Consider the following 21,374-nt stretch of genomic DNA (forward strand, 5'->3'; position numbering starts at 1 on the left):
AGGTTTTCGTCTCTCTGTTCAGCAGGAACGCATTATCGATCTGGTCTCCGCCGGAGCGAGGGGCCGCACGGTGGCCGGCGTCCGGCTCGCCGGACCGGTGGTTGACCTGGATGCGCTCGAGCGGGCGGCCCAGGACGTGGCGTCGGCACACGAGAGCCTGCGTTGCGCCTATCGCCGGGTCCTCGGTGCGAACAGCAGCATGCTGATGGTCATCGAGGACGAACCACGCATCAACGTGACCGATAGTCGCGGCGACGTGAGGACGATCGTCCGCGAGCAGTCGCGCATGGATGCCTACGAGAACGTCATCGGCCTCACCCTGCACACTGACGCCGACGGGCACCGGTCGCTGATCCTGTCAGCGCCCCGGTTGAGCATGGACGACACCTCGGCCGGAATCTTCTTCCGAGACTTGCAGCAGGCCTATGCCGAACGTCTGAACGGCAAGTCCTGGACCCGCGACGACGTCGTGCAGTACGCGGACTTCGCGCAGTGGCAGCTGGAGGAGGCTGCGCCGACCGCGGATCAGAAGAAGGCCGCCGCCGAGGAGCGCGCACGCCTGATGGCCCTGGCACCGCTGCACCTGCCGCTCGAACTGCGCTCGGACTCGACCGGGCGCGAAGTGCTGGAGTGGCCGGTCCCGGCCCCGCTGGCCCACTCGTTGCGAGAGCTCGGCCGCGACCTCGGCCATGGACTGCGCAGCGTCCTGCTGACCGGCTGGCTCGTCGCTCTCTGGCACGCCACCGGCCAGCCCGAGGCCTTCGCCGTGGATGCGACGCTTCCCGGGCGGCCGTTCGACGAGTTGGCCGCGTCCGTGGGCAGCTTCGAGACCCCCGCGCCGGTCTTCGCCGCCTTCGACGACAAGACGACCGTCAGCGGCCTGCTCGCCGGCACGGATCAGGGCCTCATGTCGGCCGGTTTCGAGAGCGGTCTGGCCGAGCTGCCCATGCAGTACGCCGCTGTGATCCCGGGCTTCACGTTCACGGATGTCGCGGAGTTCCCGGCGGACTCGGCGATGGTTTATGAGGACCTGTGGGTGGAGCCGCTCAGCCTCATCCACAAAGTCGACCTCGTGGCACGGGCGACGGTTGAGGGGATCCGCCTCACGTTGTCGTACCAGGCACAGGGAATGGCCGACGGGGGTGCGGAGGCTCTCCTGACCTGCCTGCGCGCCGCCCTGGAGGCCATGGTCGGCGACCCCTCGACCCCGGTGTCCGAGTGGGCCATGCTCGACGAGGATGCGGTCCGCGCGCTCATCGAGGCCGTCAACGCCCAGCACGCCCCGAGCGTCCGTCCCGCGCACTGGCACCGGCAGGTCGAGCAAACCGCTCAGCACTCCCCCGACGCTACGGCGCTCAAGGCGACCGCCCGTGTCTGGAGCTACCGCGAACTCGACGAGAGCGCCAACCGCCTGGCCCACGAGCTGATCGCGCGCGGCGTTTCCCGCGGCGACCTCGTCGGCCTGTGCCTCGAACGCTCGGACCTGGCGATCGTCGCGATGCTGGCGATCGCCAAGGCCGGAGCCGGTTACGTCCCGGTCGACCCCCAACTGCCGTCGAAACGCCGAGCCACCATCGCGGACGCGGTCGGATTCCGGCAGGTGGTGGCCACCGACGCGGACGGGTTGGAGTTGCCCGCGGACTGCGACGTGGTCCTGCTCGACGCGGAGCTGACGGTCTGCGCCGACCGGAGCAGTGGGCGCCCGGACGTCGAAACCACGGACGACGACCTCGCGTACCTGCTGTTCACCTCCGGCTCCACCGGCACGCCCAAGGGCGTGATGGTCGGCCACGGGCAGCTTGCGGTCTACCTGGACGGCGTTGTCGACCGTCTCGGCCTCACCGGCGCGATCGACTCCGCCGCGCTCAGCACGCTCGGCACCGACCTGGGCAACACCGCGCTGTTCCCGCCGCTCATGACCGGCGGGTCGCTCCGAATCGTCGGTGCCTGTGACTCCGGCGACGCCCAGGCCCTCGCGGATCTGCTCACCGAGGAGACGTTCGACCTCATCAAGATCACGCCGTCCCACCTCGAGGCCGTTATCTCGGTAGCCGGGGAGCCGTCGAGGCTGATCCCCCGCCAGGCGCTCGTCCTGGGCGGCCAGGCGACCGGTTGGGGTTCGTACGGACTGCTTCAGCCCCTGCTCGGCGACTGCAAGCTGTTCAACCACTACGGTCCGAGTGAAACCACCGTCGGTGTTCTGTGCGGGGAGATCACGGACAACCGCCTGGCCGGGCTGACCTCGACGCTGCCGCTCGGCCGGCCGATGCGGCACGCGCGCTGCTACGTGCTGGACCGCAACCGCCGGCCGCTGCCCGTCGGCGTTCCGGGGGACCTCTGGATCGGCGGTGCCTCGGTGTCGCAGGGGTATCTCGCTGGAACTGCCAGTAGCGGCGAGTCGTTCATCGAGGACCCGTTCACCCCGGTCCAGGGGGCCCGGATGTACCGGTCCGGTGACAGGGCGCGGTTGCTTCCCGATCTGACCTTCGAGTTCCTCGGTCGAGGCGACCGCCAGATCAAGGTGCGCGGGTTCCGGGTGGAGATCGGCGAGATCGAGGCGGTCATGCGCCAGCATCCGCGGGTGACGGACAGTCTGGTCGTGTTCACCGGCGAAAGCATGACGGCACGGCTCGTCGGATACCTGACCGACGTGGAGCGCACGCGGGGGTCCGCGGACTGGCTTCGCTGCTACCTCGCCGAACGTCTCCCGGAGTACATGATTCCGGCGCATTTCGTGGCGCTGGAGGCCTTCCCGCTCACCAGCTCCGGCAAGATTGACGCGTCGATGCTTCCCGAGCCCAGCACCTATGATGCCGGGTCCACGTCGACCGTCGAGCCCCGGACCGCGACCGAGCGGAAGGTCGCCGACGTCTGGGCTCAGCTCCTGCTGCTGAAGAGTGTCGGCGCCGACGACGACTTCTTCGAGATCGGCGGCCATTCGCTGCTGGCGACCCAGCTGGTCGCCAAACTGCGCCTGGAGTTCAAGGTCAACCTGAAGCTACGTCACCTGTTCGAGCGACCCGTGCTCGCGGAGCTGGCCGAGTACATCGACCAGGTCCTCGCGGAGAAGGCCGAGGTGAAGTGATGCAAGCAGAGGCACGTTCGCCGGGCCGTTTCAGCCGTCCCCGGAAAGCCGTATCGGTCGGTGACGGGGAACTCGTCAAGGTGACACCGCTGCTGGAAGGAACGCGAGCGGTTTCCTGCGAACCGACGCTGGCCGGGCTCGACGCGCGGGACTGGGTGTCCCGCTCCGGCGACACCCTCGCCCGGCTGCGCGATGAGCACGGCGCAGTTCTGTTACGCGGTTTCAGCCCGCTGGACGCCGATGGACTTGCCGCCCTGGCCACGGCGTTGTCGGGATCGCTGCTCTCCTACGACAATCGCTCCACTCCGCGGACCAGGGTCAGCGGCAAGGTGTTCACGTCCACGGAATACCCCGCCGACCAGACCATTCCGTTGCACAACGAGATGTCGTACTCGGACTCCTGGCCGGCCACGCTGTTCTTCGGCAGTGTGATCCGCGCAGCCGAAGGTGGTGAGACACCGCTGGCGGACAGCGCCCGGGTCTACGACCGGGTGCCAGCGGCGATCCGGGAGCGCTTCGAGCGGCACGGCGTCAGGTACGTGCGCAACTTCGGCAGCGGTATGGATCTGAGCTGGCAGGAGGTCTTCCAGACAGAGAGCCGCAGCGAGGTAGACGCCTACTGCAAGCAGCACTCCATCCGGGCGGAGTGGCTCGGCGGAGAGAGACTTCGCACCCAGCACGTGGTGCAGGCGAGCGTCGAGTCGCCGACGACGGGACAGAAGTGCTGGTTCAACCAGGCACACCTGTTCCATGTGAGTTCGTTGCCCGAGGAAGTGCAGAGCGAACTGCGGGAGAGCTTCGCCGAGGACGAACTTCCCCGCAACGCCACGCTCGGTGACGGCACCGCGCTCGATCCGGCCGACCTGGCCGAGATCCGGGCCGCCTACGCCGCGGAGGAGATCGCGTTCCGCTGGCAGGAAGGCGACATCCTGGTCGTGGACAACGTCCAGTTCGCTCATGGCCGGAGGCCGTACTCCGGGCCGCGGAAGCTCCTGGTAGCCATGGGATGAGCGATTCGATGATGTTCGAAGCCGTTCGGGATGAGATCGCCTACGCCTTCGAACGGACCGTGTTCTTCCGCGAGCACATGGAGGCCAACGGCCTGCGGCCGCAGGACATCACGGACCCGGAGGACTTCCGGCGGATCCCGCCGACCTCGAAGGCACACTATCGGCGCAATTATCCGGCCGGCGTGCTGGCCAAGGGCTACACCCTCAGCTCTCCGGAGGTCATGCGCTTCCAGAGCTCGGGAACCTCCGGCGAACGTCTCAACAGCGCCATTCTCTCCTTCGACCTGGCCCGCCGGCAGGCGACCGGCCTCGGCGTGAACCGCCGCTTTGACGAGCTCTGGCGGCCGGGCGGCCGTCCCAAGATCTGCCGGTACGCGCCGCCGAACTGCTCGGACGTGGAGTGCGCCACCGGGTTCTCGACCATGCAGGACCGGACGTTGCCCGACGGCACGCTCGTCCTGACGGTCGCGCACGACCTGCTGGCGACCCCAGAGTGGCAGATCGTCCAAGCCCTGGACGAGATTGAGGAGTACCAGCCCGACCTCCTGGTGGTCGATCCGACCCACCTCGCCTTCCTCATCCGGTGGGCACGTCGGCTCGGCCGCAAGATCACATCGTCGCGCCGGCTGCACGTCGTGTGCGGATACACCCTCATGACCGATGTCGCCCGGCGCCAGATCGAGGCGTTCCTGGGTCCGAACGTGCCGATCGGCGACATGATCGGCATGTCCGAACTCGGATACCTCGGATTCGAGTGCCACTTCGGTCGCCGGCACATCAACAACATCGACTTCTATCCGGAGTTTGTCTGGGACGGCCGTCCCGTCGAGGCGGGCCAGATAGGCGAGCTGTACGTCACCACGATCGACGATGCTCTGATCCCCCGCATTCGCTACGCCACCGGCGACTACTTCACACCGCTGCCGACCACCTGCGAGTGCGGAAGCGAACTGCCCGTGGTGCGGATCGAGGGCCGCACCACCGGCATGATCCGGCTGCAGGACGGCCGGCTCGTCACGCCCGGAGGCGTGAACGCGCTGGTGGGAAGGGCGCCCTGGTTGGACCTGTACCAGCTGGAGCAGGACCCGACCGGTGCCTGCACCTTCCGGTACATCCCCAACGGCGAGGCGGATTCCGACGCCGTCACGGAAGGCGTCGCGCAGATCGAAGCCCGGCTGGCCGACGCCTTGGCGCCGAACGGAGTGCGCCTCGCGGCCACGGACTACATCGCCAGCGAACGCAGCGGAAAGTTCCAATCCTGCATATCCACGGGAGGGTAGATGATGCTCGGTCAGCATCCTCGGCGAGAGGACTTCCCGGCCCTGGGCCGCACGATCGACGGCCAGGCGATCTCCTACCTGGACAATGCCGCAACGACCCTCAAGCCGCGCTCCGTGATCCAGGCGATGACGGAATACTACGAGACCAACGGCGCGAACATTCACCGCGGAAAGCATCGGCTGTCCGAGGAAGCGTCGGACGCCTATGAGGCATCCCGCATGGTGATCGCCCGGCACATCGGCGCCGCCGCGAACGAACTGGTCCTGCTTCGCAACACCACCGAGGCGCTGAACGTGGTGGCCAACGGCCTCGGTCTGGATCCTGATGATCGTGTGGTGGGCGTCCTGGACGCCCACCACTCCCAACTGCTGCCGTGGCGTAGGGCCGGTCGTCTTGATCTCGCCCGGGTGGACGCTCATGGCCGCCTCGACCGTGGACACTTTCAGGAGTTGCTGCGTGGGAGGCCGAAGGTGGTCGCGCTCACGCACTGTTCCAACGTCACCGGCGTTATCCACCCCGTGGGGGAACTCATCGCGGAGGTCCGAGCAGCCTGCGACGCGACGATCGTCCTGGACTCCGCGCAGTTCCTGCCGCACGAGCGTGTCAACGTGCATACCCTGGGCGTCGATTTCCTCGCGTTCTCGATGCACAAGATGCTCGGGCCGACCGGCGTCGGCTGCCTGTTCGGCCGCAGCGGGATGCTGCGGTGCCTGCGCCCGTCAGCAGTCGGCGGCGGCATGGTCGACTGGGTCGACCTCGAAGGCAGCGTCGATCGGCGGGCTCCCTACTTGTTCGAAGCGGGGACACCGGCCATCGCCGGGGCCATCGGCAGCGCGGCGGCGATCCGGTACCTGGAGAGCCTGGACGCCTCGGAGCGTGACCAGCACGGCAAGGAGCTCTGCGCGGCCCTGGTCAGTGGGGCGTTGGACCGTCCCGACATCCGGCTGATCGGGCCGCGTGAAGAGACAGACCGGCTGCCGCTTGTCAGTCTGCGGCTGGACAGCCGATTCCCCACCGGGGAGATCGCCCGCATCTTGAGCGATTCCTACGGATACATGGTGCGCAGTGGGCACATGTGCGCGCAGCCGCTGGTCACGGACCTGGCCGGGGGTGAGGTGCTTCGCGTGTCGGCGTACCTGTACACCGATGTCGCCGAGGTTGAGGGTTTCTATCAAGCATTGGACGAGCTGCTCGGCTTGACGGCGGCGCGGGTGGGAGCGGCACGACTCCGATGACTGACAAGATTCTCAAGGACGAGACGGTTCGCCATCTGGTGGTCGTCAATGACGAGGGCCAGTACTCAACCGTGGTGGAGACGCACCCGATTCCCGCGGGCTGGCGACCGGTCGGCAGCGCCGGGACCGAGGCCGAATGCCTCGATCACATCGCCAGTGTGTGGACCGATATGCGACCGGCGAGCCTGCGGGGCCGGCATGTCGATGCGGTGGGCTCCCACGCGGGCCCGGCCGGCATCAAGATCGAAAAGACGACGAAGACCGGTCGCGATTGCCTGCACCAGTTCTTCGCGGACGTCGCCGCCGGTTCACCCGACCGGGTCGCCGTTGTCGATTCCCGCGGCGTACTGACCTTTGCCGAGGTGGACGCCGCAGCTAATCAGCTCGCGCATCGGCTCATCGCGCACGGCGTCGGCCCGGAGGACCTCGTCGGACTGCACGCGGAGCGCACCGCCGATCTGGTCGTGGGTGTCATCGCGATCCTCAAGGCGGGAGCGGGTTACCTGCCGCTGGACCCGACCCACCCGATGAACCGCGCACAGTTCGTCCTGGACGACGCGGATTGCCGCTGCGTCCTGGCGGACGACGAGAACGCCGCCGCGCTCGCCGCGACCGGCCGAACCGTGGTCAGGTTCAGCGATGTGTCGCCCGACGCCCCGGACACGGCGCCGCACGTCGATGTCCGTCCCGGAAACGTCGCGTACGTCATCTACACGTCAGGGTCCACGGGGAGGCCCAAGGGGGTCGTGGTGTCGCATGCCAACGTCATGCGACTGTTCGAGACCACCGCAGCGGACTTCGGATTCGGACCGGACGACGTGTGGACGCTGTTCCACTCGATCGCCTTCGACTTCTCGGTCTGGGAGTTGTGGGGGGCGCTGCTGCACGGCGGTCGGCTCGTCGTCGTCGACTACGTCACCAGCCGCGATCCGGCCGCGTTCCTGGAGGTGCTGCGACTGCAGGGCGTCACGGTGCTGAATCAGACCCCCACCGCGTTCCGGCACCTGGCCGGCGCCGCCGAGGGCGCTGACTTCCCGCCTCTCGCGCTCCGGTGGGTGATCTTCGGCGGCGAAGCGCTTGATCCGGCGATACTCCGGTCGTGGGTCGCGGCATATGGGGTGGCTCAGCCTCACCTGGTCAATATGTACGGCATTACCGAGACCACGGTGCACGTGGCGATCCGGCCGCTGGATCTCGCCGATCTCGACGCGGCGGTCAGCCCTATCGGTGTGCCCATCGGCGACCTGCGGGTCCACATCCTCGATGCGCAGCTGCGGGAGGTTCCCGCCGGTGTGGAAGGCGAGATGTACGTAGGCGGGCCCGGTGTTTCCCGCGGGTACCTCGGCCGGCCCGCGCTCACGGCACAGCGGTTCATTCCGGATCCGTTCGGGACGCCCGGCGGCCGACTCTACCGAACGGGCGACCTGGCCGTCTGGTTGGACAACGGCGAGCTAGCCTTCCGCGGACGTTCGGACACGCAGGTGCAGCTTCGCGGGTTCCGCATCGAGCTCGGCGAAATCGAGCGGGCCATGCTCGACCAGCCGGGTGTACGTGCGGCCGTGTGTCTGCTGCGTGAGGACGTCCCCCAGGAGCCGAGGCTCGTCGCCTACGTCGTGCCGGCCGGTGCGGAACTGCCTGACCTGCGGGCCCGCCTCGCGGAGCAGTTACCCGCATACATGCTTCCCTCCGCGATCGTGCCATGCGCCGCGCTGCCGCTGACCACGAACGGAAAACTCGATCGTGATGCGCTACCACCGCCGGAGGCAGCGCAGACCACAGCGCCCCACGACCCGGCCGCTGACTCGTTCACCGTTACCGAGCGCACGCTGGCCCGGATCTGGGCGGATGAACTGGGCATCGAGACACCGGGAGCGCACGACGACTTCTTCGCGGTCGGAGGCGACTCGATCACGGTGATCCGCGTCGGCGTCGCGGCCCGCGCTGCGGGATTGCCCGTGACCATCGAGCGGGTGTTCCGGCACCCCACGATCGCAGAACTCGCCGCCGAGTGCGACCGCATCGGCGATGCGGACGTGGCACTGAAGAGTTCACTCGCGGACGTCGACGCACAGGCGCTTCCCGACGGTGTGGTGGACGCCTATCCGGCCGCTGGGATGCAGCTCGGCATTCTGTACGAGTGCGAAATGGCCGACGACCAGCCGGAGCTCTACCACGACCTGGCCAGTGTGCGGCTGTGCTGTCGCTTCGACGCCGATGCCCTTCGGCGCTCGCTCGATGCGATGACCGAACGCCACGAGGTTCTCCGTACGTCGTTCGACGTCGGACGATTCAATGAGCCCATGCAGCTCGTGCATCGCCATGCGCGCATACCGCTGGTCGTCGACGAGGCGGGGAGCCCGGACCCCGACGCCGAGCTGCGCGCATGGTGGAAGCGGGAGCAGGCGGACCCGTTCGACTTCGAGACCGCGCCTCTGGTGCGCTGCCATGTGCTCGTACGCGGACCCGACGACTTCCACCTCTCCGTCGCGCTGCACCACATCGTGCTGGACGGTTGGAGCGTGGCGCAGCTCATGACGGACCTGCTCCAGGCATACGACGCGGCCTTGGCGGGTGGTGACCCGGTCGATCCGGCGCCGCCGGCGCGCTACCGCGATTTCGTCGCCGCAGAGCGAGCGGCCATCGAATCGCCGGAGACGCGCGCCTTCTGGACCGAAGTCGTAGCCGGCCTGCCCGACGCGCGGCTGCCCGAATTGCCGGAGTTCCATGGCGAGTGTCGCATCGAGTTGCCGGCCACCCTGGACGCGCAGCTGCGCGACGCCGCCGCACGCGTCGGCACACCTCAGAAGTCCCTCTACCTCGCCGCGCACCTCTGGGCGCTGGCCCGGCTCACCGGCCGACCGGCATCGGTGACGGGCGTTCAGATGAACGGCCGACTCGACGAGCCCGGCTCCGATCGCCTCCTCGGCGTCCTGCTGAACGTCCTGCCGATGACCGTCGACGTGTCGCAGCACTCCTGGGCCACCCTCGCCCGGGCGGCCTTCGACACCGAACGCGCAGCGCAGCCCCATCGCCGGTACCCGGTCAGCCACATCCAACGCCTGTCGCGAGGCCCGCTCTACCAGATCGCCTTCAATTTCGTCGACTTCCACAACCTTGACGCCGTCCGGAACCTCACCAGGGCGAAGGTCGCCGACTGGTGGTTCGACGACATCCACAGCTTCGGCCTCCGCATCGAGTTTGATCGCAGCCTCAGCACCGGAGCCAGACTCCTGTGCGTGACTACCGGCCTCAACGCAGCCCACCTGTCCGGAACTGCCAACAGGCTGGGTGCTCTCGTCCGGGAAGCTCTTGAACTCATCGCTGCCGATGTGCAGGCGCCGTGCCCACCGATTCGCCAGAACCCCGTCCCGGATCCGCCGGCCACCTGACAGTCCTTCCGACTCGGATCGCTGGCCATTACGGAGGAAACGTGCCGCAGCGAATTGCATTGGTTTACGACAGAGGCGCGGTCAGCCTCCTGGAAGCGTTGGACGCGATACGTGCCGTCGCGGAACCGGTACTTGTCATCCCGGACACGAAGCACACCGCAGCCCTGCGACCCGTGATTCGAGCCCTGAAGGTGCCGGTCGTCGAGCTAGATAAGATATCGGAAAGCATCGACGCGTTGGCACGCCATCACATAGCAGGTGTGGTCACGTTCAGTGAACGCATGCTTCGGGCGGCGGCGGATTACGCAGATGCAGCCAGCCTGCCCTTCCATAGTCCCGAAACTGTCGCGCACCTCACCGACAAGCATCTGCAGCGTAGCCGGCTGATGGAGGCGGGCGTCGACTCCGTGCGTGCGAGGCTGGTGCGCAACGCTGCGGAGGCCGACGAGGCTCTCGCGTCGATGCCGCTGCCACTCATTATCAAACCAGTGTTGGGTGAAGGTAGCCGGAACACCCTTCTGCTGGACGACCCTGAAGCCGCACGAGCGTCGATGACACGCGTCATCGACTCAGAGGGAGCGGCGCTCGTCGAGGAGTACCTGCCGGACGGGCTTGCCGGAGACTTCGGGAGCTACGTCTCGGTGGAGCTCGTGATGTCCGATTCGCGGCCGATCTTCAGTGCGATCACCGGGAAGTTCAAGCTGATCCCGCCCTTTCGTGAGCCCGGCCAGTTCTTCCCCTCGACGCTCGACGCTGAAGAACAATCGCGTGTGGCCGACCTGGCGATCGAGTCTGCCAAGGCGCTGGGGGTCAAGGACGGCGTCCTGCACATAGAGATCAAGTTGACACCGTCCGGGCCCCACATCATCGAGGTCAACGGTCGCCTCGGTGGGTTCATGCGCGACCTCTACAGTCGGGCGCTGGGCATCGACCTCGCCACATACGCCGTCGAGGTCGCTCTTGGTCGCCCACCCTCGACGGTTGGATCGGCGAAGAGCGGGCAGGTCGTGTTTCAGCATTCCAATCTGGCGCCACGAGGAGCAGCCGGCCTCGTGGGAATCGATGGCACCAAGGTGATCCGTGCGATGGAGAACGTTGACTCGTATCAGATCTTAATACGGCCGGGATCTGAGCTCGACAGAGGAGTCGGGACTCAAGAGATAGACCTGTTAAACGGCCGCGCGCCAGCTCACTCTCGCATGATTTCTGATATCGACATGCATCTGGAGCATCTTATCTTCACCTTCGAGGCGGACAACGGTCCGATCAAGGTGAACGCGCGGGAGCTGAAGGCATGGAACTGCGCGCCTCACCGAGATGATCGGCAAGCGCCTGTTTGGTCTGCCTGCTGACGGTGCGGCCAAGCAGGTAGGACCGGCTGGGCGATGGCCACGAGATGAGGGCGCCGCTCGGGGCTGGGGCACCGACGGTGACACTGCACTCGCCATGCTCACCGCCTTCGCCGTCGCGCACCTGGCACCCACCACCTGGCTCGCCGGAACACCCGCCACGTCAACACCCGAACCCACCATCGGCAACCGCATCCGCCGGGGATACCTCGCCGCCGCCGTCGGCGGCGCGGTCACCGCCACGCTCTACGGACTCGCCACGAGGCACGACTCGGAGATCCCGAAGTCCTTCGCGATCTGCGCGATCGGGGCCTCGCCCTTGCGGGCGACCGCGCCCACGTCACGACGGAACTCCGGCTTCCGCGGGTCACGGCCAGAGAGGTCCGGCACTGGGGCGCGATTGCCGAATGCCAGCGGCGTTTCCGGGCGAGCCACCAGATAAGTCCCAAGCCGGGCCTGAGCAAGGAGCAGCTGCGCGGCATGCTTGCCATCGAGGGCGTCCTGATCGCCGGTGTCGGCGCGACCCTCGGCATCGTGCTCGGACTGATCTTCGGCTGGGCCGGCGCCGCCACCGCGCTGTCCCTCACGGGCGACGTCCGGTACGCCGTTCCGTGGACCAATGTCGGGGCGGTCGTGGCCATCGCGCTCGTCGCTGGGCTCCTCGCCTCGGTGCTACCGGTGCGGGCCGCGGCCCGCACCTCACCCGTGGCGGCGCTCGGGGTCGAATGACGACCACCCGCCGCTGACGGCGGCCCCGTGCACAGCCTGTGCACGGGGCCGCTGTGCGCCATCCTCAGGTCACCAGGCCGCTGCGGTAGGCGTGGACGACTGCCTGCACGCGGTCGCGCAGGCCGAGCTTGGCCAGGATGCGTGACACATACGTCTTGACGGTCTCCTGGCTGATCACCAGCGTCGCGGCGATCTCGCCGTTCGACAGGCCGTTGGCGATGAGGCGCAGCACCTCGAGCTCGCGCGGCGTCAGCGCGGACTCGGGGTCCGCGCTCTCTGGGGGCCGGATCCGGGCCGCGTACCGGCCGACGAGCTGCCTGGTCACCTCGGGTGCCAGCAGTGCGGACCCGGTCGCGACGGTGCGGATGCCGTTCAGCAGCTGCGCGGTCGGGGCGTCCTTGAGCAGGAATCCGCTGGCCCCGGCGCGCAGCGCCTCGTAGACGTACTCGTCGAGGTTGAACGTCGTCACCACGAGCACCTTGACGGGGCGCGCCACCCCGGCGCCGGCGATAAGGCGGGTCGCCTGGATGCCGTCGAGCACCGGCATCCGGACGTCCATCACCACGACGTCCGGGTTCAGTCGGCCCGCAAGGTCGACGACGGCCTGCCCGTCCGCGCACTCGCCGACCACCTCGAGGTCGGGCTGGGCGTCGATGATTGTCGCGAAACCGGTGCGGATCAGCGCCTGGTCGTCGCACACCAGGACCCGGAGCGGCGCACTCACGCCCGGCTCCCGGTAGGGATGCGCGCACGGACGACGAACCCGCCGTCCGCCCGCCGGTCCGCGCTGAACTCGCCCCCGAGGGCGTCCACCCGTTCACGGAGCCCGACGAGCCCCCGGCCGCTCCCGCCGGCAGGGCGCTGTCGGGCGCCGGCGGATTCAGGGTTCACGCCCGCCGTACTGACCTCCACGGTGATCTCCCTGTCGTCGTAGCGCACGCTCACCGCAGTCGGGCTGCCGTGTGCGTGCTTGAGGGCGTTCGTCAGAGCCTCCTGCACCACTCGGTGGGCGACCAGCTCGGCGCTCCCGGCCGATTCCGACGGCGTGCCCTCCTCGGTGAGCTCCACCGGCTGTCCGGCGCGGCGGGTCTGCTCGACGAGCGTGCACAGTTCCCGGAGCGACGGTGTCCGGGCAGCGGTGTCGTGGCCCGGGTCGAGCAAGTCCAGGAGATGACGTAGGTCGCCGATCGCCCGGCGGCCCGTGTCAGTGACCGCGTTCAGGGTGTCGTCGAGACGGTCGGGCGCGCCCGTCAGATACCTAGCAGCCTCTGTCTGCACGACCATCGCCGTCACATGGTGGGTCACGACGTCGTGCAGCTCGCGGGCGATCCGCGTGCGTTCCGCGGTGCGGGTCTCCTCGGCGACCCGGAGGCGCCGTTCGGCCTCGGCCGCCCAGATGGCGCGCAGCCAGGAGCCCGCGGCCCACACGAGGACCAGCGCCACGTAGAACGTCAGGTACCCGTCCGCCCGCTCGGTCCCGCCGACCAGGTCGAGCGCGACCGCCAGCACCACGTAGGCAGCCGAGAGGAGGATCGCGACCGTGCGGCGAAGGCGTTCCAGGTGGGCACCCGCGCTCAGGAGCGCGATAGCGAGCCCGGCGCCCGCCAACGTGTGGTAACCCCGGAGCTGATCGAGGGCGAAGCCGAGGAACACCAGGACAAGGCAGGCGGCCGGCCACCGCCGACGAACGGCGAGCGGGAAGCACTGGAGGACGATCGCGACGACGGCCAGCGCGTCGAAGGGACGGGTCGGCAGCGCGCCGATCTCTGTCCCAAGCCCGTGGAACGCCGGCACGAACGATGCGATCGCCGGCACCAACGCGAGCGGCAGGTCCCGGACCGTGACGTCGAGCTGACGCCACCGGTCCAGGACCCGCCGGAGATCGGTCACCGAGTGAGCCTAGCGGCCACGTCCGCCCGGGCCGGGCGACGGACGGGGACCACGTGACCACGCCGGTAGGCCAGCCACATGAACGTGCCGGTGGCCAGCACGCCGAGCACCACCGCGTAGACACTGGCCTCCGGTCCGAAGTCGCCGCCCGTGACCAGCGCGGGACCCGAGATCGTCGCGTCCAGCAGGCCCTGCGCGGTGTTGCTGCCGGACACCTCGGTGCTGAAGATGGCGCTAGCGGCGATGTTCCAGCCGAAGTGCAGACCGATCGGCACCCACAGCTTGCGGGTGGCAATGTACGCGGCGGTCAGCATCCCGCCTGCCTCGATGGCGATAGCGATGGCACCCAACAGGGTGGCGTTCGCGTTGGCCAGGTGGATCAGGCCGAACAGCGAGCCGGTCAGCGCGAGCGCGACCCAGGTTCCGGTCCAACGCTCGATGTTCCGGAACAGGACACCGCGGAAGACCAGCTCCTCGGCCACAGCGGCACCCGCCATGATCCCGAGCAGGCTGACGGCGCTCGCCGGCGCGCCCAGGCCGTTGATCGTGTAGTCACCGAAGAAGGCGATGTTCGCGATCACTGCCCCGAACAGCGCGATGCCGAGCAGCGTGCCCCAGCCGATTCCGGCACCTGCTCCCTTCAGCGAGACCTCGACGGGGGCGCGGTGCTCGGTTCGCCGCACCACCCAGTCGTAGACCAGGACCCCGACGGCGGCCGTCAGCAGGCCGGCAACGAGCGCCAGCCAGGGAGTGTCCTTCACCGCTGCCGTGCCCAGATTGCCGAGGATCCACACCGCCGCAACCGCCAAGAGTTGCCATACCAGACGCACGATGATGACTCCTTGAGAAGCCGCGGCGGGAGCGTCGCGGGCTACCCCGAACGCTATGGATTTGCCCGCCCAAAGTAGTCACCGCACGGTGGACATTCGCAGGTAGCTCGCACGGGGGACAAACTGTGGTGCACCGGGCAGCCCGCCCGAACGTCAGCAGACGTCCTGGCTCGGCCTCGACGACGAGCAGTTCTACGACCCAAACGCAGGCCACTAAGGGACGTCTCGTAACGCGGCGGTCGGTCCATGGTGGATCATGTCGGGGCGCAGGTGATCTCGGCAGCCCGCCCGGAGTGGATCTTCCCGTTCACCGGGCTGCAGCCCGCCCAGTTCCGCCGCCTCGTCAAGCTGGTGGCCGAGCGTGGTGGTGACGCGATCGCGGACGGTCGGCCGGGCCGGCAGTGGTCTCTCGACCTCGCCGATCGGGTATCGCTGGTCGCAGCGTACTGGCGGACGAACCTGACAATGCGGCAGATCGGCCCGCTGTTCGGGGTGTCGCATTCGGCCGCTCACCGGGTCATCGACACCCTCGGCCCGCTTCTGGCCCTGGCACCGGTGCGCCGGCGGCGGGTCGACCAGATCACGATCGTCGATGGCACGCTGATCCCGACCAGGGACCACCGCCTGGCTGCCCCGAGCAAGAACTACCGCTACAGCACAAATCTGCAGGTCGCCATCGACGCCCACACCCGCCTCGTGGTCGCCCTTGGCGACCCGCAGCCCGGTAACCGCAACGACACGATCGTCTACCGCACCTCCGGCATCGACCAGAAACTGGCCGGACGGCCGGTCATGGCCGACGGCGCCTACCGCGGCAACCCCGAGGTGATCATCCCGTACCGCAAGCCCGCCGACGGCAGCGAACTACCCGACTGGAAGGCCGACCTGAACAAGCACCACCGCACCGTCCGCGCGCAGGTCGAACACGCCCTGGCCCGCATGAAGTGCTTCAAGATCCTGCGCGACTACCGCCGCGCCGCCCACACATTGACCGACACCGCTTCCGGCATCGCCCACCTCCACAACATCATCCTCGCCGGGTGACACCAGCGGACGCTGCCGCTGAGGCGCTGCTGGACGTATTCGCGCAGCCGCGGATTCGACACCAGCTTGGCGGTCTTCGGGCGCTTGGCTGCCTGCTGCGCCTTCCACTGCGCCACCGTGGCCCGATATTCCTGTTTGCCGCCCCGGGTCGCCGCGTTGCGCCGCACCTCACGCGAGATCGTCCCCGCGTCGCGTCCGATGCTGCGGCCGATTTCCCGCACGCCCTTGCCCTGCGCCCGCAGCAGCGCGATCTCCTCGCGTTCGGCGAACGACAGATAGCGGCCCGATGGTTCGTCGAGGCTGATCGGCGGCATGCCACCAGCGTGTCGAAACCACCGCGCCCCGACCGGCCACGACACGCCGACTCCGAGTGCGGCCTCGACCGTCGTGACCCCCGTCGCGATCAGCCGCCAGAACTCCCGCTGCACAGCGCGCGAGGGCTCAGGTCGGCCCGGCGATCGCATCGGCGCCCGCAACGCCCGGTCCGCCGCCCACTGCCTCCGCGCCCCATATCCGTCGGCCATCGCAGGTGCGCTGCTCTCGGCACGCCCGGAGGTACGGCGTCCAGTTCAGCCAGGCATTCAGTGACAGTGGGCGCCGGGTTCGCGGCGGGTAACGGTGAAGGAGTCATCCCAGAGGGACAGCAGCATGTCGACGGTGTGCGAGACGGCGTGGGGGTTGGTCGCCTGCCGGTCGAAACGGCGGCCGTCGGCCACCCGCTCCCCGATCCGGGCCACCGAGCGGTCCAGCAGTGCGGCGAACATCGACATGGCAGATGCCCCGGTCATGACCGCGAAGCCTAGTACGACCGCAACGTCAGTCAGAGCGGTGATCGAGGCCGCATTGCTTCTGCCGAACCTAGATGCCTTCGGGTCCGCCGAAGCGGTCTCCGACCAATAGTGCCTCGTCCGTGCGTCGGGTCGGGGAGTCGCGTTGATGCCTCAACTCACGGTCGTCGTGTGTCTCGCTCGCCGCCATCCCTGCATCAGTCGCTGGCGGCGGGCTCGGACGATAAACCAAGTCGTGTGCCTGAGACCAAACCTGCTCGCATCTACGCCAGCCGCTGGTTACGGTGCCGCATCGACCTCGAGCAGCGTGGATCTTCCAAGGACGTCGGGCGCTGCTGCCGGGCGAGGGCTTTCAGCAGGGACTCCCGCAGCGGCAGCCCCATCAGAGTTACCGAGTCCTCCGGTAGGTCTGTCAGACTCGGGCAGGAAATCCGGGACTTGATGTCGGCGTTGGAAGGACTTCCACCCCGCCAGCGTCGGAAAGAACCGTTGTGTATTCCTCGTCCACGGACGGGCAGCGCACGCACATCGACGAGCAGCTCGATGTCGTGCTCGAGCAGTGGATGGAGGAAGACCGGCTCGGGGCAGGTCCAGTGGCCGATGCGACTTACCGGAGTTGCCTGCGGTCGACGTGGGCAGGCTCATGCATCGCCATTGGCCAGGGGGCGCTGGTCCCGGCGAGCGGATGCTCCCTCGGGACCTCGACCAGCACGATGCGCACTGCGTCGGGACCTGCGATCCACATCTCGTCCAGGCCCCACGCCTCCCGTCTCGGCTCCCTCAGGACCCTCACCCCAGCGTCGACCACGCATCGATGCTCGGCACCGAGGTCGCCGATCTGGAGCCCCGCGCGATCCCGTCCCCCGGCGGGTTCGGTCGCGCGGCCGCTGACCTCGAGCAGGCCGTTGCCGAGGCAAGAATTCCAGGCCAGGTGCCTCCTCGCCGAACTCGCGGTAGATCGCCAGCCCCAACGTGTCCCGCTAGAACCGGTGACTCCGAGCGAGCTCGGTGGGACCCAACAGGATGCGGCTGCCGGGGACCTCCATGCCCCCATCATGAACGAGCTGCGCTACTTCGCCGTCGGCAGCGTGATGGGAACCTAGCGCCGCCTCGTGACGGTCACGCGGTGGATCGTCTCGGCCTCGGCGTCCCCGACGCCCGCCACGATCCGGAAGTCGAAGCGGCCCTGTTGCCGGTTCGCCATCCGCGCGTCGGGCAATTCGAACGTCGCGGTGCGCCACTCGCCGCTGTCGGTCTTGGTTATCCGCCCTGCCAGCGTGAACGCCCCTTGCAGCGGTCCACCATCGGGGTTCGCCGAGTCGTACTCCAGCGCGAAGCTGTCAGCGCCCGTGTCGAGATATTCCACCGTAACGGTGAGGGCACGACTTCCATCAAACGCCAGTTCGTCGTCAAGATCGAAGTACATCTGCCGGCTCCATGCCGGATCACGCCCAGGGACAGTGCGCCGTGCGGTGCGGCCAGCGACACTGACGCCCTCGGTGACTCCATCGTCGTGGTCCAGCTGGCGGACACCGTTCGGCTCGTTCTCCGGGCCAAGCACGATCGAGGCGTTGTCGACGTACTCCTCCGGTGCGGTGACCGCCAATTCCGATGAGGGTGCACTGACGTTCCCCGCGCCGTCGAAGGCGACAACGCGGTAATACCAGCGCTCACCCGTGGCGAGGTCGTCGTGGACGAGCCCAGGGGCGGTGGTGGTGCCGATGAGGGTGGCATCGCGCGGCTCGAAGCCGGCCTCCCTCGACGCGTGCACCTCGTACGTGGCTACGCCAACGTCGTCTGACGGTTGTCGCCAGCCGAGCGCAATGCTGATCGCGTCGAAGCCCGTCTGCGCCTCGGCCTGGAGGCCGGTCACCTGATCGGGTGCACGACGGTCGGCGAACGGGAAGGTGCGCGCGAACGCCTCGTAGCGTGCTGCGTGCCAGGCAGGCGCGCCGTCGATCGGCACGAGTCGGACGCGGATCGTCATCTTGCCGAAGGTGAGTGCGGCCGGGATCTCGAACTCGTCGTTGAGCCACCGGTGGGTGCGGTTACTGAGAGGCTGGTGCCAGACGCCGGCGGGCTCACCGTCGACGAAGACATCCACCGACTGGCCGGGCTGGGCCTGGTCGGACAATCGGCGCAACAGTGCGCCCTGGTCGGCCCGGCCGTCGAGCTTGAGCCGGAATTCGACCGGCCCGTCAAAGGCCCTGCCGTCATCGGAGAGACGGGTCTCATCGTCGCCCTCGAACGTGGAGGTAGGCTGCTCAGGCGTCGCACCGCCGGTGTAACCGTGGGCCGCCTCGTCCACCGGGTCACCGACGTCGAGGACGTCGCTCGCTCGAAGCGCGTAGTCGTCACGTCCGTACCAGAAGGTAGTGGAGCTGTAACGCGCCGGCACATCGTTCTCTGGTCCATGTTCGATGGCGAAGTCCATCGACCGGGAGAACGGCATCGAATCAGCGACGAAGTACCGGTAGAGGCTGTCGCAGTCCTTCGGGCAGCCGTTTGTGCCTGGCTCGTGGGCCGGATTGCCCGTCAGGGGCGCGGAGAACGTGCCGCGGTTGAAATACCAGCCGCCCTCGTAGAAGTCCTCGGTGCCCGTGCCGTGGATGGCCGGGCTACGCGAGCCGTCGACGGTGACACGCTCGTCGCCCTCGAGATAGCTGCGAATACCCGGAGCCTGCGGTCCTTCGGCGATGCCGTCGGCGACCTGGACGACGCCCACGACCTTGCCCCTCCCCTGCGTCCGGAGGAACGTCCAGTCACGGTCCGGCTGGGTCTCCGCAGCGTGCGAGGTCGCGTGGAAGTAGCCGAGCTCGCCGTGAGCTGCGAGGCCACGTGCGACACCCGGGGTCTTCTCGGTGCGCACCTCCGCCTCCGCGCCCTGGATGGAGTGGTCTGAGCCGTTGTAGAGCTCCACCACGGCTGTGTCGCGGAACGGCATTGGCCACCAGGACGAGTACCAGCCGTCAGGGTCGATCGCACTCATCAGGGAGGCCACCCGGTACTCGCCGAGCCCGGAGCCGAAGAACTCGCCGAGCGGTGCGTCGACCGTGCGTTTCCGGTCGAAAGTGATCCGGACGCGGGCGTCGGCTAGCACCGAATCGGACACGCGGGTCTTCTCCTCATCAGCGGGGTCTGGCGGGTAGCAGAAGTTCGCCCGGCCGGAGTAGGTCTGGCTGGTGATGCGGTAGTCATGCGCCTGCTCATCGGCGACCGAGTCCGGGCCGATGTCGAGCGTGTCGGTGCGGACTAGTTCATCCCCCACGTGGGAGTCCACCCAGTAGGCGAACTCGTTGAAGTCCACGTCCGCGGAGATAAACTCAGTGCCGATCGTGATTTCGGACTTGCCGGCTGTCAGTTCGGCAGGGATCTCCAGGGCGTTGTCCCGCCAGCGGCACCCCGGCTGAGCGGGCGGACCGCTCCACTGCGCGGCCTCGACCCCGTCGACGAACACGCGGGCTTTCTGGTTGCCGATGCCGGCGTCCAAGCGACGGGTGAGCCGCACGCCCTCATTGTCGGGGTCCACCTTGACGGTGAACTGGTTGGAACCACCGGCGCCGAACGCGCGGCCGTCATCGGACACTTCACGGGCGGGTGCAGGGCCGACCAGTTGCGGCAGCCGCATCCTGAGCGCATCGATCGTGGCTGGCCCCTCAAGCTCCGCGATGCGGACAATCTCACCGGGTGCCGCTTCCAACGCGGTCGTCCTTGTGGCCTCCGGGCCGGTCTGCGGCTTGGGGTCCCGCGTGCCGGACTGCTCGAGGAGATTGACCACGTCCAGCGCGGCGTCGTTCGGGTCGAAGGTCTGGATTCCCTCGGCATCGGAAAACGCGCGGTAGGCGGCGTGGTAGTAGAGGGGGATCGGGTTGTGGTCCACGACCATCCGCATGCGCTCGCGGTAGGTCATCGGCACCTTGATGTAGATGCCGCCGGAGCTCTGGTCCGCATTCGCTACCAGCGGGTGCACGAACGGCGCGCCGAGCTTGCCGTCGACGATGTCCTGGAGCGGCGCATCCACCACTGTCTTGCCGTCGAGCTCGATGCGCAGGTTGCCGATCTTCGACACGTCAGCATCGCCCGGCTCCTCGTTCCAGCTCGTGAACCAGACCGAAGCGATTTCGCCGGCACCACGAGCATCGGCGATCACGCAGCCTTCCGGTGTCTCGGCCAGACACGTCGAGAAGTCAGCGTTGCCGCCGGACCGGTCGAAGCTGGAGAACTGCAGCGTCCGGACGCCTGCCGGGAGCTCCGAGACTCTGTTGAGCTGACGGAAGCTGTCCCAACCAACGGGACCCTTGTCCACGGCCAGCGTGGGCTTGCCGGGCGGATCCGCAAAGGCCACGGTGGGGAGCACCATCGAGCTTGCCGCGAGGAGCGCCGCAGCAAAGCGTCGCCGATTCTTCCCAGCCATCTGTGTCTCCAATTGGCGTTGAGATGCTTTGGGTCTCCCACTCGTCACGGCGAGAAAACGGTTTCTGCACCGTAGCCACCCGGCTGCTGGAGGTCAACGGTCCCCCCAACTGCGGACGGACGTAACAACCCGCATGGTCGGCATACAGGTCCGCCGATTAGGTGCACGCCTTCGGTGGCCGAGTCGGACAATCAAGGCTCTACAGGCCGCGTTGGGTTCAGGGAGCGATCATGGCGCGCAGGAAAGACTCAGGCATCCGGCAGGCGCTGATCCTTGCTTTCGGGGTTGGGGCGTTGACCGGGGCGGCGGGCATGCTGACGCTGCGGCGTC

13 protein-coding genes and 1 pseudogene are annotated in these 21,374 nt (G+C 68.0%); 8 read left to right on the top strand and 6 right to left on the bottom strand.

What is annotated here, in order from left to right; all coding sequences use genetic code 11:
- Positions 1-70 precede the first annotated feature (70 nt).
- From ABZS42_RS24220 to ABZS42_RS24250, 7 genes are all read left to right on the top strand, one after another.
- Complete coding sequence (locus tag ABZS42_RS24220; protein WP_355148857.1) at positions 71-3,085, top strand: amino acid adenylation domain-containing protein; 3,015 nt, start codon at positions 71-73, stop codon at positions 3,083-3,085.
- Positions 3,085-4,095, top strand: a complete 1,011-nt coding sequence (locus tag ABZS42_RS24225; RefSeq protein WP_355148859.1) for a TauD/TfdA family dioxygenase — start codon at positions 3,085-3,087, stop codon at positions 4,093-4,095. Before ABZS42_RS24220 ends, ABZS42_RS24225 begins: the two co-directional genes overlap by 1 nt.
- Positions 4,092-5,375, top strand: coding sequence for a phenylacetate--CoA ligase family protein (locus tag ABZS42_RS24230; RefSeq protein WP_355148861.1), 1,284 nt, complete (start codon positions 4,092-4,094; stop codon positions 5,373-5,375). The genes ABZS42_RS24225 and ABZS42_RS24230 overlap by 4 nt, the downstream gene beginning before the upstream one ends.
- Entirely contained in the window at positions 5,376-6,611 is a 1,236-nt protein-coding gene (locus tag ABZS42_RS24235) for an aminotransferase class V-fold PLP-dependent enzyme (RefSeq protein ID WP_355148863.1), read from the top strand.
- Positions 6,608-10,000, top strand: a complete 3,393-nt coding sequence (locus ABZS42_RS24240) for an amino acid adenylation domain-containing protein (protein WP_355148865.1) — start codon at positions 6,608-6,610, stop codon at positions 9,998-10,000. The genes ABZS42_RS24235 and ABZS42_RS24240 overlap by 4 nt, the downstream gene beginning before the upstream one ends.
- A gap of 41 nt (positions 10,001-10,041) precedes the next feature.
- A complete protein-coding gene (locus ABZS42_RS24245) occupies positions 10,042-11,352 on the top strand; it encodes an ATP-grasp domain-containing protein (RefSeq protein WP_355148867.1) in 1,311 nt (436 codons plus the stop codon).
- A gap of 453 nt (positions 11,353-11,805) precedes the next feature.
- Positions 11,806-12,078, top strand: coding sequence for an FtsX-like permease family protein (locus ABZS42_RS24250; RefSeq protein WP_355148907.1), 273 nt, complete (start codon positions 11,806-11,808; stop codon positions 12,076-12,078).
- A 64-nt stretch (positions 12,079-12,142) separates the two neighbouring features.
- Here the strand turns inward: ABZS42_RS24250 and ABZS42_RS24255 are convergent, their stop codons facing one another.
- From ABZS42_RS24255 to ABZS42_RS24265, 3 genes are read right to left on the bottom strand one after another with little or no spacing between them, the layout of a single operon-like run.
- The gene (locus tag ABZS42_RS24255; protein ID WP_355148869.1) at positions 12,143-12,802 is read right to left on the bottom strand and encodes a response regulator transcription factor; all 660 of its coding nucleotides are present in this window, start codon (positions 12,800-12,802) and stop codon (positions 12,143-12,145) included.
- Positions 12,799-13,968 carry a histidine kinase gene (locus ABZS42_RS24260; protein WP_355148871.1) on the bottom strand — a complete coding sequence of 390 codons (1,170 nt, stop codon included), beginning with the start codon at positions 13,966-13,968 and terminating at the stop codon, positions 12,799-12,801. The genes ABZS42_RS24255 and ABZS42_RS24260 overlap by 4 nt, the downstream gene beginning before the upstream one ends.
- Positions 13,965-14,798 carry a type II CAAX endopeptidase family protein gene (locus ABZS42_RS24265; protein WP_355148873.1) on the bottom strand — a complete coding sequence of 278 codons (834 nt, stop codon included), beginning with the start codon at positions 14,796-14,798 and terminating at the stop codon, positions 13,965-13,967. Before ABZS42_RS24265 ends, ABZS42_RS24260 begins: the two co-directional genes overlap by 4 nt.
- Before the next feature lie 246 nt (positions 14,799-15,044).
- Here ABZS42_RS24265 and ABZS42_RS24270 point away from each other — a divergent pair, with 246 nt between their 5' ends.
- A complete protein-coding gene (locus tag ABZS42_RS24270; RefSeq protein ID WP_355148875.1) occupies positions 15,045-15,842 on the top strand; it encodes a transposase family protein in 798 nt (265 codons plus the stop codon).
- A gap of 8 nt (positions 15,843-15,850) precedes the next feature.
- On the opposite strand, the pseudogene ABZS42_RS24275 reads toward ABZS42_RS24270, so the two are convergent.
- The 3 genes and pseudogenes from ABZS42_RS24275 to ABZS42_RS24285 all read right to left on the bottom strand — a co-directional run.
- A pseudogene (locus tag ABZS42_RS24275) lies at positions 15,851-16,366 on the bottom strand (helix-turn-helix domain-containing protein); the annotation flags it as partial.
- Between the two features lie 57 nt (positions 16,367-16,423).
- Positions 16,424-16,630 carry a hypothetical protein gene (locus ABZS42_RS24280; protein ID WP_355148877.1) on the bottom strand — a complete coding sequence of 69 codons (207 nt, stop codon included), beginning with the start codon at positions 16,628-16,630 and terminating at the stop codon, positions 16,424-16,426.
- Positions 16,631-17,729: 1,099 nt separating this feature from the next.
- The gene (locus ABZS42_RS24285) at positions 17,730-21,044 is read right to left on the bottom strand and encodes a glycoside hydrolase family 172 protein (RefSeq protein WP_355148879.1); all 3,315 of its coding nucleotides are present in this window, start codon (positions 21,042-21,044) and stop codon (positions 17,730-17,732) included.
- Positions 21,045-21,374 lie beyond the last annotated feature (330 nt).

It is taken from the genome of Micromonospora sp. NPDC005367 (genome assembly GCF_040606825.1).
In the GTDB taxonomy this organism is placed as follows: Bacteria; Actinomycetota; Actinomycetes; order Mycobacteriales; family Micromonosporaceae; genus Micromonospora.